Raw genomic sequence first — 13,600 nt, 5'->3', positions numbered from 1 at the left:
GGACGCACGGCGGGGGCGGTCCCGGAGAGGGCCGCCCCCGCCGCCGTGTTCCCCCGGGCGTCGCCCGGCCCCTACGGGTACGGGCTCAGGCGAGCCGGAGGACGTTCCACGACAGGGGCTCCAGGACGGTGCGCAGCACGCCGTCCCTCAGCTCGGTGCCCTCGCCGGGGTGCGGGACGACCCGCTCGGGGTCGGCGAGGGTGTTGCGGGCCTCGGGGTCGGCGTCGGCCAGCACGCTGTGCTCGACCACGCGCTCCAGGTCCCATCCGTGCAGGCTCACCTCCAGCGGCAGGGCGTCGTGCTGCCCGCGGTTGACGGCGAAGACGGTGACGGCGCCGGTCGCCTCGTCCCGCACGGCGGTGGCGTGGAGCAGCGGCACCTCGCCGTACTGGGCGGTGGTGTACGTCGGCGACTGCACCCGCACGTCCAGCACCTGCCCGCGCCCGTACCGGGAGGCCTGGGCGAAGGGGAAGAAGGTCGTCTGCCGCCAGGCCGGGCCGCCGGGCTCGGTCATGATCGGGGCGATCACGTTGACGAGCTGCGCCAGGCACGCGACGGTCACCCGGTCGGCGTGGCGCAGCAGGGTGATCAGCAGGGAGCCGAAGACCACGGCGTCGGTGACGGAGTAGTCGTCCTCCAGCAGCCGCGGCGCCTCCTCCCAGTCGGGCGGGGTCTGGGCGTGGTAACGCCGCTGGTACCAGACGTTCCACTCGTCGAAGGAGAGGTTGATCCGCTTGCGGGACTTCAGCCGGGCCCCGACGTGGTCGCAGGTGGCGACGACGTTCTCGATGAAGGACTCCATGTCCACGGCGGAGGCCAGGAAGGAGTCGCGGTCGCCGTCGATCTCCTCGTAGTAGGCGTGGAGGGAGACGTGGTCCACCAGGTCGTAGGTCTCGGCCAGGACGGTGGCCTCCCAGGCGGCGAACGTGGGCATCGCCTGGGAGGAGCTGCCGCAGGCGACCAGTTCGAGGGAGTCGTCGATCTGGCGCATGGCGCGGGCGGTCTCGGCGGCCAGCCGGCCGTACTCCTCGGCGGTCTTGTGGCCGGTCTGCCAGGGGCCGTCCATCTCGTTGCCCAGGCACCACAGCCGGATGCCGTAGGGCTCCTTGTCGCCGTGCGCGGCGCGCAGGTCGGACAGTTCGGTGCCGCCGCGGTGGTTGGCGTACTCCAGCAGTTCCCTGGCCTCCTGGACGCCGCGGGTGCCGAGGTTGACGGCCAGCATGGGTTCGCCGCCGACCTTGCGCACGAAGTCCATGTACTCGGACAGGCCGAAGCGGTTGGTCTCCACCGAGCGCCAGGCGGGGTCCAGGCGGCGGGGGCGCTTCTCGACGGGGCCGACGCCGTCCTCCCAACGGTAGCCGGAGACGAAGTTGCCGCCGGGGTAGCGGATGGCGGTCACCCCCAGTTCGCGCACCAGCTCCAACACGTCGGTGCGCAGGCCCTGTTCGTCGGCGGACGGGTGCCCGGGTTCGAAGACGCCCGTGTAGACGCAGCGGCCGAGGTGCTCCACGAAGGAGCCGAACAGCCGGGGGTCGACCTCGCCGACGGTGAAGGCGGGGTCGAGGGTGAACCGGGCCGGGTGGGCGGGGGCGGGCTTCGCGGTGCTCATGGATTCCTTCCGTCGAGGACGGTCCGGTGCGGGGTGGAGAGGGGTGGGCGGGGCCCGGTGGGGCCCCGCCCGGGTTTGAAAGGATTCAGTAGGCCACCGGCCAGCCGTTGTCCCAGCGCAGCAGGTTGATGCCGAGGGTGGGCGAGCCGTTGTTGGCGCCGTCGTAGTAGTGGTAGACGAGCAGGTCGCCGTCGACGTCCGCGAGGATCGACTGGCCGCCGGGTCCGACGACCCGGCCGTGGGTCTCCAGGACGATCGTGCCGCCGTTGTCGCGCATGTCCACGCCGTTCCGGTCGCGGAAGGGCCCGGTGGGGCTGGTGGAGCGGCCGACGCGGATGCTGTAGGTGCTGTCGGTGCCGGCGCAGCAGCGGTCGAAGGACGCGAAGAGGTAGTAGTGGCCGCCGCGCTTGATCAGCGTCGGCCCCTCGATCCCGTTGCCGGTGGGGTTGCGCGCGGCGACGGAGTACACGGTGCGGTCGCCGGAGTGCTGCTTGCCGGTGGCCGGATCGAGCCGGATCGTCTTGATCCCCGACCACCAGGAGCCGAAGGTCAGCCACCACTTCCCGTCGCCGTCGACGAAGAGGTTGGGGTCGATGGCGTTGTAGCCGGAGGTCGAGGTGGTGGAGTGGACCGGGCCGTGGTCGGTCCAGGTGCCGGGCAGCCCGCTGGGGCTGGTGGCCAGTCCGATGGCGGAGTGGCTGGAGCCGAAGGTGGAGAGGGAGTAGTACAGCCAGTACCGCCCGTCGTGCCGGGAGATGTCGGGGGCCCAGGGGCTCTCCTCGGGCGAGTACCGGGCCCACCACGAGGGCGGGTCGGGGAAGGCCGGACCGGCGTGGGTGAAGTGGACCCGGTCGGTGGAGATGCGGGCCTGGGGTCCGTTGTGGGTGGAGTACAGCACGTACCGGCCGTCGGCGAGGCGGATCATCGACGGGTCGTGGACGGAGACGTCGCCGGTCACCCGGCCGGGGTTGGGGTAGGCGGTCGCGCTGCCCGGCACCAGGGCCACGAGCAGGCCCAGGAGGACGGCGACCAACACCGTGGGGGAACGGCGGGCGCGCGTACGCCCGCGCGGTCGGTCGTTCATGCGGCTCCTTCGGAAGTTTTCGGTAATCGTTCGAAGCGCACTGCTCTCCGAACTCCTCTTTTCTCTGCGGTCAGAGGGATTGACGGGCGCCTCTCCCCTCTCTAGGTTCGCCTGACAGTTGCGGGATTCTTCCGGAACTTTTTCGGTAACACATGGGAGGGACGCCCTCGTGCTCAGAGTGAAACGCGCGGCCGTGTACGGCGCGCTGGCCACGGCGCTGCTGGCGACAGCGGCCGCTCCGGCCACCCTCGCGTCCGCCGACTCCCCCGCTCCGGGGCAGGCGGCCACGGAGGGGACCAAGGGGGGTCACGGCGACCTGTCCGACGCGCCCTTGCGGAAGCTCGCCGAGCGGACGAAGACGAAGGTGCGCATCGGCACCGCCGTGGACATGTCGGCGCTGGCGGACGACGCCACCTACCGGGAGACCGTCGCGAAGGAGTTCAACTCCGTGACGGCGGAGAACGTGATGAAGTGGGAGGTCGTCCAGCCCGAGCGGGGCGTGTACGACTTCACCGCCGCCGACGCGTTGATGAAGACCGCCCGCGCCAACGGCCAGGAGGTGCGCGGCCACACCCTGGTGTGGCACAGCCAGCTCCCGGCCTGGGTGAACGAGGGCGACTTCTCCAAGGAGGAGCTGCGCTCGATCCTGCGCGACCACATCACCACCGTGGTCAAGCGCTACAAGGGCAAGATCTACCAGTGGGACGTCGCCAACGAGATCTTCAACGAGGACGGCACCTGGCGCGAGAGCGTCTGGTACAAGACGCTGGGCCCGGGCTACGTCGAGGACGCCCTGCGCTGGACGCACGCGATCGACCCGAAGGCGAAGCTGTTCCTCAACGACTACAACGTCGAGGGCGTCAACGCCAAGAGCGACGCCTACTACGAGCTCATCAAGAAGCTGCGGGCCAAGGGCGTTCCGGTCCACGGCTTCGGCGCCCAGGGCCATCTGTCGCTGGAGTACGACCTCCCGCACGACATGACGGAGAACTTCCTGCGCTTCGACAGGCTGGGCGTGGAGACGGCCGTCACCGAGGCGGACGTGCGCATGCGGGTGCCCGCCGAGACCATCGAGCTCAACGCCCAGTCCCAGGGCTACCACACGATGCTCCAGGCGTGCCTGCTCACGCCGAAGTGCACCTCCTTCACGGTGTGGGGCTTCACGGACAAGTACTCGTGGATTCCCGACTGGTTCGAGGGCGAGGGCGCGGCCCTGCTGCTGGACGAGCAGTACAACCCCAAGCCCGCCTACAAGGCGGTCCAGCAGGACCTGCGGCTGGCGGCCCGGGGCCGGTGACGGCTCCGGACCACTGAGTCCGCGCGCGGGGGCGGTGTCCGACGGCACCGCCCCCGCCCACGTTCCGCGCCCCGCCGGCCGGGTCCCGCGCACCGGCCGACCCACCGTCCCGCTCACTGTCCGGCCAAGCCCGTGTGGGCGACACCGCGGACGATCTGCCGCTGGAAGAACGCGAAGACCAGCAGCAGCGGCAGCCCGGCGATCACCAGCGAGGCCATCACCTGGGCGTAGCGGGCGCCGTAGGTGGACTGGACGTTGACCAGGCCGACCGGCAGCGTCATCCCGCCCGGATCGGTGGTGACCAGGAACGGCCACAGGAAATTGTTCCAGGTCTGGATGAAGGTGAAGATGGCGACGGCGGCGAGGACCGGCCGCGACAGCGGCACGACGACGGTCCAGAACACCCGCCAGCGTCCCGCGCCGTCGACGAAGGCCGCCTCCTCCACCTCGCGCGGCACCCCCTCGAAGAACTTCACCAGGATGAACACCATGGCGGGGACGGCGACCTGGGGCAGGATCACGCCCCAGTAGGTGTCGACCAGCCCGAGGGAGACCATCTCGGCGAAGAGCGGGGCGATGAGCACCTGCGGCGGCACCATGATCCCGGCCAGGACGAGCCCGTAGAGGAACCTGCGGCCCCGGAACTCGGTCCGCGAGAAGCCGTAGGCGGCCATGGCGCAGGTGACCACGGTCAGCACCGTCGTCACGACGGACACGTAGGCCGAGTTCAGCATCCACCGCCCCAGGTCGCCGGAGGCCCACACCTTCTCGTAGGCGTCGAAGGTGATCCGCGAGCCGATCCACTCCAGCGAGGTCCGCGTCGTCTCGTTCTCGGGCTTGAGGGAGGTGGCGACCGCCCAGGCGAGCGGCAGCACCCACAGGACCGCCAGGACGAGCGCGACGGCGAGCATCGCGGCGCGGCCCGGGGTCCAGCGCGGTCCGCGCCCGGCCTCCCCCTTCCGCGCGCGCCGCCCCGCCCCGGCGCTCCGCGGCGCGGCCCCCGCCGCGCCGGCGTCTCGTCCGACGGCCGGTCCGGCCTTCACGGTCGCGCTCACTTGGCGGCCTCCTCACGGGAACGGCGGGTCATCCGCAGGTGGATCAGCGAGACGATCACGATCAGGGCGAAGAAGACGTAGGAGACGGCCGAGGCGTAGCCGATGCGGTAGCCGGTGAAGCCCGCGTCGTAGACGTACTGCAGGATCGGACGGGTGCTCTCGTCGGGTCCGCCGCCGGTCATGATGTAGATCTGGTCGAAGACCTTCAGCGAGGCGAGGAGTTGGAGGACGACCACCACTCCCGTGGTACGGCCGAGCATCGGCAGGGTGATGTGCCGCAGCCGGTGCCAGGCGCCGGCGCCGTCCAACTCGGCGGCCTCGTACAGGTGGTGCGGGATGGCCTGGAGCGCGGCGAGGTAGAGCAGGAAGTTGAAGCCGACCGTCCACCACAGGGTGGTCAGCACGATGGAGAGCATCGCGTAGCGGGTGTCGGTGAGCCAGCCGATCTCGGGCGTGAGGCCGACGGACTTCAGCAGCAGGTCGGCCAGGCCGAAGTCGGAGGGGTAGATCATCCACAGCCACAGCAGGCCGACGACGCCCGAGGGCAGCAGGAAGGGCGCGAACCACGACAGCCGCCACAGCCACTGGACCACCCGCAGGTGGTGCGCGAGCAGGGCCATGACCAGCCCGGTGACGACCAGCGGCGCGGTGGACAGGAGCGTGAACCAGACCGTGTGCCACAGCGAGGACCACACCGCCGGGTCCCGCAGCGCCTCGGCGTAGTTCTCCAGGCCGACGAAGTCGCCGCCGGTGCCGGCGATGTTGTCGTTCCCCAGGCTCATCCCGAGGCCCAGCAGCAGCGGCCAGACGAGGAAGGCGGCGTAGAGCAGCAGGAAGGGCGCGGTGAAGACCAGGCCGTGCTCGGTCCATCGGCGGCGTACGGTCGCGGGCCGGGCCTCCCGGGCGGCGGAGGCGGCCGGCGTGGGGGGCGGCGCCGGGGCGGTGGGCGCGGTCGCGGTCATGCCTGGCCTCCGAGGGGGTCGGGGGTGTCGAGCAGTTCCCGGAGCCGGGACATGGCCTCGTCCAGGGCGTCCCGCGGGGTGCGGGAGCCGGTGAGCACTCCGGAGAAGACCGCGCCGAGTTCGATCCACATCGCCGAGGCGGAACCGGCGAACCAGGCGGGCGGGTCCAGGACCACGTCGTCGATGACGGACCGGTACTCCGACTGCGGCTCCAGGTCGAGGTAGGCGGGCTCCTCCAGGACGGGGAGGTACGCGGGGACGTGGCCGCCCTTGGCCCACTCGACGGTGTTCCTCAGCATCCAGGCGACGAAGGCGTGGGCCGCCTCGTTGGACTCGCCGCCGCGGTCGCGCTGGTGGGGGAGGACGAGGCAGTGGGAGTCGGCCTGGGCGGTCGGGCGGCCGAACAGGGCGGGCACGCGGGTCATGGAGAACGGGAGCCCCAGGTTGGCGAAGGTGCTGACCTCCCACTCGCCGTTGAGGAGGAAGGCGGTCTCGCCGCCGCCGAAGACGCCGACCGTCCCGTTGTAGTCGACCCGGCGGTGGGCCAGTCCCTCCTCGGTGAGCCGCCGCATGAAGCGCAGCACCCTCAGCGCCCTGGCGTCGTCGACGGTGATGCGGGTGGCGTCCTCGTTCAGCAGGGTGCCGCCGGTCTGGGAGTAGAAGGTGGAGAACAGCCGCCAGGGGCCGATGGTGCCGGCACCCAGGGTCTCGACGACCAGTCCGGGCTTGCCGGTGACCTTTCCGGCCGCGCGCAGCGCGGCGACGAACTCGTCCGTGCCGCGGATCGGCCTCAACCTGCCGTCCGGGCCGAGGAGTCCGGCCCGCTCGCAGAGGTCGGTGTTGTAGTAGAGGACCATCGGGTGCGTGTCGAGCGGGATGGCGTACTGCGCCCCGTCGATCCGGCCGCGCCGCCACAGGTCGGCGGGGAAGTCCCGCTCGGTGACGCCGTGGCGGGCCAGCAGGTCGAGGTCGAAGGGGTCCAGCAGTCTGCCGGGGCCGAACCCGGGCAGCCGCGCCAGGTGCAGGGCGGCGACCTCGGGGGCACGTCCGCCGGCCCCCGCCATGCCGAGCTTGGTGTAGTACGGGGCGCCCCACTGGAGCGTGGACGCCTCCAGGGCGATCTCGGGGTGCGCCGCCCGGTAGGCGCCCAGCATCGTCCGCATGTTCACGCCGTCGCCTCCGCCGAAGAGGTGCCAGAAGCGCAGCCTGGTCCGGCCCCGACCCACGGCCGCGGGCGCCGCGCATCCGGCGGTGCCGACCGCCCCGGTGACCGCCAGGGCGGCCAGTCCGGCCATGCCGCCGAGCACGCGCCGCCGGTCGAGGGCGCGGCTCGGCAGGGAGGTTCGACGCATACCATCCACCCAACGTTCGAAATTTCGAATGGCGATCGGAGGTCCGAACAGGAAGGTAGGTCGAGCGTCCGTCCGCGTCAATGGTTTGCGCAGAAACAGGTGCGACGGGCGGCACGGCGGGCGCGGCACGCGAAAGGGCCGCCCCGGCGGTGCCGGGGCGGCCCTCGTCCGCGTCGCGCGCCGGAGGCGTCAGGCGACGTCGAGGGTGACCTCGATGTTCCCCTCGGTGGCGCGGGAGTACGGGCACACCCGGTGCGCCTTCTCCATCAGCTCCAGCGCGGCCCGGCGGTCCAGCCCGGGGATGGAGCCCACCAGCGCCACCGTGAGGCCGAAGCCGCCGTCCGCGTCCTTGCCGAGGCCGACCCGCGCGGTCACCGTCGAGCCGGATATGTCCTTCTTCTCCCGACGGGCCACGACGCCGAGCGCGCTCTGGAAGCAGGCGCTGTATCCGGCGGCGAAGAGCTGCTCGGGGTTGGTGCCGGCGCCGCTGCCGCCCATCTCCTTGGGCGGGTTGACGACGACGTCGAGCTTCCCGTCGTCGGTGGCGACCCGGCCGTCGCGGCCGTGCTCGGCGGTGGCGACGGCGGTGTACAGCACGTCGATGGGCTGGACGGACATGGAAATTCCCCTCCTGGTGTCGGTGTGTGTCGGTGTGTGTCCTGGATCGACGGGTGATCGCGGTGCCCGCTCCGACGGCCCGCGTCCCTCCGGGCCGGCCGCCCCGCCGATCACCCGGTGCGGCGGATCAGTCGTCGAGGCCGACGATCATCTTTCCGACGTTCCGGCCGCGCAGCATGCCCAGGAAGGCGTCCACCGCGTTCTCGATGCCCTTCACCACCGTCTCGTGGTACTTGAGCTCCCCGGAGCGGATCCACCCCGAGACCTCCTCCACGAACGTCGGCCGCAGGGCGGCGTGGTCGCTCACGAGCATCCCCTGGATGCGCAGGCGCTTGCCGATGACGAGCGCGAGGTTGCGCGGGGCGGCGGGCGGTTCGGTGGCGTTGTACTGCGCGATCATGCCGCAGACGGCGACCCGGCCGTGGACCTTCAGCGAGCCGATGGCGGCCTCCAGGTGCTCCCCGCCGACGTTGTCGAAGTAGACGTCGATGCCGTCGGGCGCGGCCTCCTTCAACTGCCGCGCCACGGGCCCGTTCTTGTAGTTGAAGGCGGCGTCGAAGCCGTACTCCTCGGTCAGCAGCCGGACCTTCTCGTCCGATCCGGCGCTGCCGACGACGCGCGAGGCGCCCTTGAGCCGGGCGATCTGGCCGACCTGGCTGCCGACCGCGCCCGCCGCGCCGGAGACGAAGACGGCGTCCCCCTCCTTGAAGGAGGCGACCTCCAACAGGCCCGCGTAGGCGGTCAGTCCGGGCATGCCGAGCACCCCGAGGTAGGTGGTCGGCGGGGCCAGCTCCGGGTCGACCTTCGAGGCGTGCTTCGCGTCCAGCGTGGCGAACTCGCGCCAGCCCAGGCCGTGCAGCACGTGGTCGCCCGGGGCGAAGCCCTCGGCCTCCGAGGCGACGACGATGCCGACCGCCCCGCCCTCCATCGGCTCGTCCAGCCGGAACGGCGGCACGTAGGACTTGCGGTCGTCCATGCGCCCGCGCATGTACGGGTCGACCGAGAGGTAGAGGTTGCGCACCAGGATCTGGCCGGGCCCGGGGGCCCGCACGGGAGCCTCGCGCAGCGCGAAGTCGTCCGGGGTGGGCCATCCCTGCGGGCGGGCGGTCAGGTGCCACTCGCGTCCGGTGGTGGGCAACGTCATGAAAAGCCTCCAAAAACTTAAGGATGTGAAACAACCATGTCCTTGATGTTTCATGATGTCAAGCAACTCGGTAGGCTGGTCCCATGTCCTCCCGCCCCGCCCCGGCCGACCCGCTCACCCTCGAGGTCGTCGAACTGATCGGCTCGGTCGTCGCCCGCTACCACCAGGAGTACGACGAGGCCGCCGCCCGGCACGCCCTGACCGGCTCCCAGGCCCGCCTGCTCACCCTGCTCCGGCACCGGCCCCTGCCCATGCGGGAGATCGCCCGGCGGCTGAAGTGCGAACCGTCGAACGTGACGGGCATAGTCGACCGGCTGGAGTCCCGCGGCCTCGTCGAGCGCCGCCCCGATCCGGCCGACCGCCGCGTCAAGCTCGCCGCCGTCACCGACGAGGGCCGCGAGACGGCCGACCGGCTGCGCGCCTCGCTGGACTTCGCCCGCGAGCCCCTGGCCGACCTGACCTCCGCGGAACGCGCGGTCCTGCGCGACCTGCTCAAGCGCATGCTGGGCACCGGACGGCCGGAGCCCTCCCGGGGCCGAGCCGGGGACTGACCGGTCGGCGCTCCCGTCCCCGCTCGCCGTCCCCGCTCGCCGGTCCCACCCACCGGCCGCCCGGCCCGGACGGCTCCGGGCACGCCCCTAGACGCACCACCACATGAAGCGGCTGCAGGTCGGCTCCGGCTCGGGTTCGGGCTCCGGCTCCCGGGTGGGCTCGGGAGGCGGCGGGTCGGCGGGCGTCGTCTGCGGCGGCTCCGGCTCCTGAGTGGGGCCCGCGGTGGGCTGCGGCGGCACGGTGACGGCACCCGACTCGGTCACGGCGGCGGAGGGGTCGGCCGAGGTGGACTCGTCCGGATCGGCCGAGGCGTCGGCGGACTTCGACGGGTCCGCCGACGACGAGCCCGAGGCGGACGGCGAGGCGGACGACGACGGCCCGCCCGCGCCCGGCCGCTCGCCCCCGGGCAGGCGCTCCGCCACGTCGCCGTCGCCGACCGAGCCGTCACCGGGCTCGTCGGCGTCGTCGTCCGTGGGGAGGGAGGGGAAGGGCAACTGCCTGATCCCGCCCTCCGTGGTGAACTCCGCGATGCCCAGGGTGGCCAGCCCGGCGCCGAGCACCAGCCCGGCCACGGCCACCCGGCGGCGGCGTCCGGCGTAGGACCGGGCCCGGCGCCCGCGCCGGCCGCGCGGCGCCCCGGCGCCGTGCTCTCGGTACCCGTCGCGGTCGCCGTACCCGTCGCCGTCGTCACCGTCGTGCCCGCCGTCGGGGGCGTCGTCGGAGGCGTCGTGTCCGCCGTGTCCGTCGTACGGAAAAGCGTCCCCGTAGGGCACGGGCTCCCCGCCGGGCCCGTCGGCCGGGACGCCGGGGACGGCCTGCCCGACATGGGGTTCGTAGCCGCCCTGGAGGCCGTACGGATCGCCGGCCCCGTACGCGTCACCGCCGCCGTACGCGTCATACGGAACGTACGTTCCGTACCCATGGTCGGCCGGCTCCGGTGCGGCGGCCGGTCCGGCGGGCACGGGAGCGGATGTGTCCACCGGCGCCAGGTCGTGGCTGGGGGTGCCGCAACCCGGACAGGAGAGGGCGCCGTTCAGATGCCGACGGCATGTGACGCAGTAGGTCATGGAGTCCGCAGAGTACGAGGACGTGCACGGAGAGCGAAAGGCTCCCCTCGTGAAGATCTTGTGTCAACCCGCGAAAGGCGGCTGCGCCAGCCCCTGCCCCGCGTCCGGCAGCACCAGGAGCGAGCCGGCCAGCGGCTGTGCGGCGGGGTCCACCCCGGTGCGCGCCGTGGTGATGTAGAGGTCCCGCAGCCCCGACCCGCCGAAGGCGCACGCCGTCGTGTTGGAGACCGGGACGGGGACCGTGCGGTCCAGCCGGCCGTCGGGGGTGTAGCGCCGCACCGCGCCGCCGCCCCACAGGGCGACCCACACACAGCCGTCCGCGTCCACCGTCAGCCCGTCCGGGAAGCCCGCCCCCTCCTCGACCTCGACCAGCGTCCGGCGGCCGGTCACCCCGGGGCCGTCCACGTCGAAGACGTCGACGCGGCGGGTGGGGGTGTCGATGTGGTACATCAGCCGCCCGTCCGGGCTCCAGCCCGTGCCGTTGCCGATCGTCACGTCCGGCAGGATCGTCGTCGCCGAGCCGTCCGGGGCGACGCGGACGAGCGTGCCGCCGCCGGCGTGCTCGTCGTACGCCATCGACCCCGCCCACAGCGCGCCGTCCGGGGCCACGGCCGCGTCGTTGCCGCGACGGCCGGGGACGGGGTCGCGGTGCAGCCAGGAGAAGGAGCCGTCCTCGTCGTACAGGCCCACCCCGTCACGGAGGTTGACCACCAGGCCGCCGCCCGCGCGCGGCTTGGCCGCGCCCACGTGCTGCTCGGTGGCCAGCACCGTACGGCGACCGTCGGCCGGGTCCCAGGTGTGCACCCGGGCGGAGAGGATGTCCACCCAGATCAGCCGCTCGGCCGCCGCGTCCCAGGTCGGCCCCTCGCCCAGCAGCGCGTCGTGCCGCACCGCGATCTCCGGCCGCGGCGCCCCGCCCGTTCCGCTCATGTGTCCGCCCCTCCTCCGCTCGTCCGCCTACGCCGCGCCCCGGTACCCGAGCCGCGCCGAGAGTTCGGCGGCCCCCTTGGCCGCCAGCGCCTCCAGCTCGGCGCGCCGCTCCCCGCTCCAGCGGATCGTGGGCACCGAGATGCTCAGCGCCGCGACCACCCTGCCGGTGCCGTCGCGCACGGGAGCGGCCACGCAGTTCACGTCCGGGTTGGACTCCCGCTCCTCGATGGCGATGCCGCGCGTCCGGATCTCCGCCAGCGCCTCGCGCAGTTCGGCGGGCGAGGTGATGGAGTTCTCGGTCATCGCCCTCAGCGGCTCGTCGCCGGGGCCGGGCAGGCACGCGTCCAGCTCCTCCGGCGACAGCGAGGCCAGCAGCATCTTCCCCACCGAGGTGCAGTGCGCGGGCAGGCGCCGCCCGACGGCGGAGACCATGCGGACGGCGTGGGTGCTGTCCACCTTGGCGATGTAGATGACGTCCGCGCCCTCCAGGATGGCCACGTGCACCGTCTCGTCGCAGGTCTCGGCGACGCTCCGGGCCACCTGCTGCCCCTCGGCGGCGAGGTCGAGCTGCTCGGCGTAGCGGCTGCCGAGCTGGTAGGTCCGCACCCCCAGGCGGTACCGTCCGGGCTGCTCGGGCACGGGCACCAGGTACGAGCGCGCGGCCAGCGTGGTCACCAGCTCGTGGACGGTGGTGCGGGGCAGCCCCAGCCTGCGCGTGATCTCCGGCGCGGACAGGGTGCCGTCCCCGTCGAGGAAGAGTTCCAGTATGTCGAGAGCTCTGGTCACGGCCGGTACGAGACGCCCCATCGCCGCCCTCCCCTTCTCCCCGGACCCCCGGGCCTTTCGCCGTTCGAGATTCCGAAGACCGACCGGAATCGCGAACACAGGCTATCCACCGCCCGAACCGCCCGGCAACGGCCCCTTCCCGACCGCCGCTTCGGCCCGCCGCATGAACCGCGCCGCGCGTGGCACTCGTCCCCCATGCCGAACCCCGTGCCGAACACCGTCGTGGAAGGCCGCGAACTGGCCCTGACCAGCCTGGGCAAGGTGCTCTACCCGGCCACCGGCTTCACCAAGGGCGACGTGGTGGAGTACTACTCCTCCGTGGCCGAGGCCATCCTGCCCCACCTGCGGGACCGCCCGGCGTCCTTCGTCCGCGCCCCCGGCGGTGTGGAGAGCAGCCCCTTCATGGCCAAGCACGTGCCGCCGGGCACGCCGGACTGGGTGACCGTGCGCGAGGTGCACCGCGTGGACGGGAGCACCGATCGGCAGGTCCTCGTCCAGGACCTGCCGACCCTGCTGTGGGCCGCCAACCTGGCCGCCCTGGAGCTTCACGTCCCCCAGTGGCGGCTCCCCGCGGAGGGGGAGGCGGACCGGCTGGTGTTCGACCTCGACCCGGGCGCCCCCGCCACGATCGTCGAGTGCTGCGCGGTCGCCGTCTGGCTGCGCGACCGGCTGGCCCGGGACGGCCTGTCCGCGTACGCCAAGACCTCCGGCTCCAAGGGCCTGCACGTGCTCGTCCCGCTGCGCCCCACCGACGCCGGCGCGGTGGCCGACCACGCCGAACGACTGGCCCGCGAGGCGTCGGAGGAACTGCCGGAGCTGGCCGTGCACCAGGTCCCCAAGAGCCTGCGCACGGGCCGGGTCTTCGTCGACCACAGCCAGAACGCCTGGACGCGCACCACGGCCGCCCCCTACACCCTGCGCGCCCGTCCCCGGCCGACCGTCTCCACACCGGTGACGTGGGACGAGGTCGTCGGGTGCGCGGAACCCGACGACCTCGTCTTCGCGGCCGGGGACATCGCCGCCCGGCTGGAGCGGCACGGCGACCTGCTCGGTCCGCTGCTCGACCCCTCCCGCGCGGGCCGGCTGCCGGACGGCGACTGACCGCCGCCCCCGCCCCGCTCCTCCGTTCGGGTGTCGCTTCCGT

13 protein-coding genes are annotated in these 13,600 nt (G+C 72.7%); 3 read left to right on the top strand and 10 right to left on the bottom strand.

Going from position 1 to position 13,600, the window contains the following annotated elements; translation table 11 throughout:
- Window positions 1–85: 85 nt before the first annotated feature.
- Together arfA and ABD335_RS13060 are read right to left on the bottom strand one after the other, a co-directional pair.
- Window positions 86–1,609: an arabinosylfuranosidase ArfA gene (arfA, locus tag ABD335_RS13065; RefSeq protein WP_344322446.1), complete on the bottom strand. Its 1,524-nt coding sequence runs from the start codon at window positions 1,607–1,609 to the stop codon at window positions 86–88.
- 85 nt (window positions 1,610–1,694) lie between these two features.
- Window positions 1,695–2,693: an arabinan endo-1,5-alpha-L-arabinosidase gene (locus ABD335_RS13060; protein WP_344322445.1), complete on the bottom strand. Its 999-nt coding sequence runs from the start codon at window positions 2,691–2,693 to the stop codon at window positions 1,695–1,697.
- A 169-nt stretch (window positions 2,694–2,862) separates the two neighbouring features.
- On the opposite strand from ABD335_RS13060, the gene ABD335_RS13055 reads away from it, so the two are divergent.
- Complete coding sequence (locus tag ABD335_RS13055) at window positions 2,863–3,990, top strand: endo-1,4-beta-xylanase (protein ID WP_344322444.1); 1,128 nt, start codon at window positions 2,863–2,865, stop codon at window positions 3,988–3,990.
- A 113-nt stretch (window positions 3,991–4,103) separates the two neighbouring features.
- On the opposite strand, the gene ABD335_RS13050 is transcribed toward ABD335_RS13055, so the two are convergent.
- The 5 genes from ABD335_RS13050 to ABD335_RS13030 all read right to left on the bottom strand — a co-directional run bounded on the left by ABD335_RS13050 (window position 4,104) and on the right by ABD335_RS13030 (window position 9,121).
- Window positions 4,104–4,901, bottom strand: coding sequence for a carbohydrate ABC transporter permease (locus ABD335_RS13050; RefSeq protein WP_344323016.1), 798 nt, complete (start codon window positions 4,899–4,901; stop codon window positions 4,104–4,106).
- 140 nt (window positions 4,902–5,041) lie between these two features.
- Entirely contained in the window at window positions 5,042–6,007 is a 966-nt protein-coding gene (locus ABD335_RS13045) for a carbohydrate ABC transporter permease (protein ID WP_344322443.1), read from the bottom strand.
- Window positions 6,004–7,359 carry an extracellular solute-binding protein gene (locus ABD335_RS13040; protein WP_344322442.1) on the bottom strand — a complete coding sequence of 452 codons (1,356 nt, stop codon included), beginning with the start codon at window positions 7,357–7,359 and terminating at the stop codon, window positions 6,004–6,006. The genes ABD335_RS13045 and ABD335_RS13040 overlap by 4 nt, the downstream gene beginning before the upstream one ends.
- A gap of 189 nt (window positions 7,360–7,548) precedes the next feature.
- Window positions 7,549–7,977, bottom strand: a complete 429-nt coding sequence (locus ABD335_RS13035) for an organic hydroperoxide resistance protein (protein WP_344322441.1) — start codon at window positions 7,975–7,977, stop codon at window positions 7,549–7,551.
- Window positions 7,978–8,104: 127 nt separating this feature from the next.
- On the bottom strand, window positions 8,105–9,121 hold the full coding sequence (locus ABD335_RS13030) for an NADP-dependent oxidoreductase (RefSeq protein WP_344322440.1): 1,017 nt from the start codon (window positions 9,119–9,121) through the stop codon (window positions 8,105–8,107).
- Window positions 9,122–9,204: 83 nt separating this feature from the next.
- On the opposite strand from ABD335_RS13030, the gene ABD335_RS13025 reads away from it, so the two are divergent.
- Window positions 9,205–9,672 carry a MarR family winged helix-turn-helix transcriptional regulator gene (locus tag ABD335_RS13025; RefSeq protein ID WP_344322439.1) on the top strand — a complete coding sequence of 156 codons (468 nt, stop codon included), beginning with the start codon at window positions 9,205–9,207 and terminating at the stop codon, window positions 9,670–9,672.
- 87 nt (window positions 9,673–9,759) lie between these two features.
- On the opposite strand, the gene ABD335_RS13020 is transcribed toward ABD335_RS13025, so the two are convergent.
- The 3 genes from ABD335_RS13020 to ABD335_RS13010 form a co-directional block, all read right to left on the bottom strand.
- On the bottom strand, window positions 9,760–10,740 hold the full coding sequence (locus ABD335_RS13020) for an SCO2400 family protein (RefSeq protein WP_344322438.1): 981 nt from the start codon (window positions 10,738–10,740) through the stop codon (window positions 9,760–9,762).
- A gap of 63 nt (window positions 10,741–10,803) precedes the next feature.
- Window positions 10,804–11,670 carry an SMP-30/gluconolactonase/LRE family protein gene (locus ABD335_RS13015; RefSeq protein ID WP_344322437.1) on the bottom strand — a complete coding sequence of 289 codons (867 nt, stop codon included), beginning with the start codon at window positions 11,668–11,670 and terminating at the stop codon, window positions 10,804–10,806.
- Window positions 11,671–11,697: 27 nt separating this feature from the next.
- Window positions 11,698–12,477, bottom strand: coding sequence for an IclR family transcriptional regulator (locus ABD335_RS13010; RefSeq protein ID WP_344322436.1), 780 nt, complete (start codon window positions 12,475–12,477; stop codon window positions 11,698–11,700).
- A 186-nt stretch (window positions 12,478–12,663) separates the two neighbouring features.
- Here ABD335_RS13010 and ligD point away from each other — a divergent pair, with 186 nt between their 5' ends.
- Entirely contained in the window at window positions 12,664–13,557 is an 894-nt protein-coding gene (ligD, locus tag ABD335_RS13005; RefSeq protein WP_344322435.1) for a non-homologous end-joining DNA ligase, read from the top strand.
- Window positions 13,558–13,600 lie beyond the last annotated feature (43 nt).

Source organism: Streptomyces macrosporus (genome assembly GCF_039533145.1).
Taxonomy (GTDB): Bacteria; Actinomycetota; Actinomycetes; order Streptomycetales; family Streptomycetaceae; genus Streptomyces; species Streptomyces macrosporus.
Note: the sequence above shows the minus strand (reverse complement) of the source record. Positions and strands in the feature narration are given on the sequence as shown.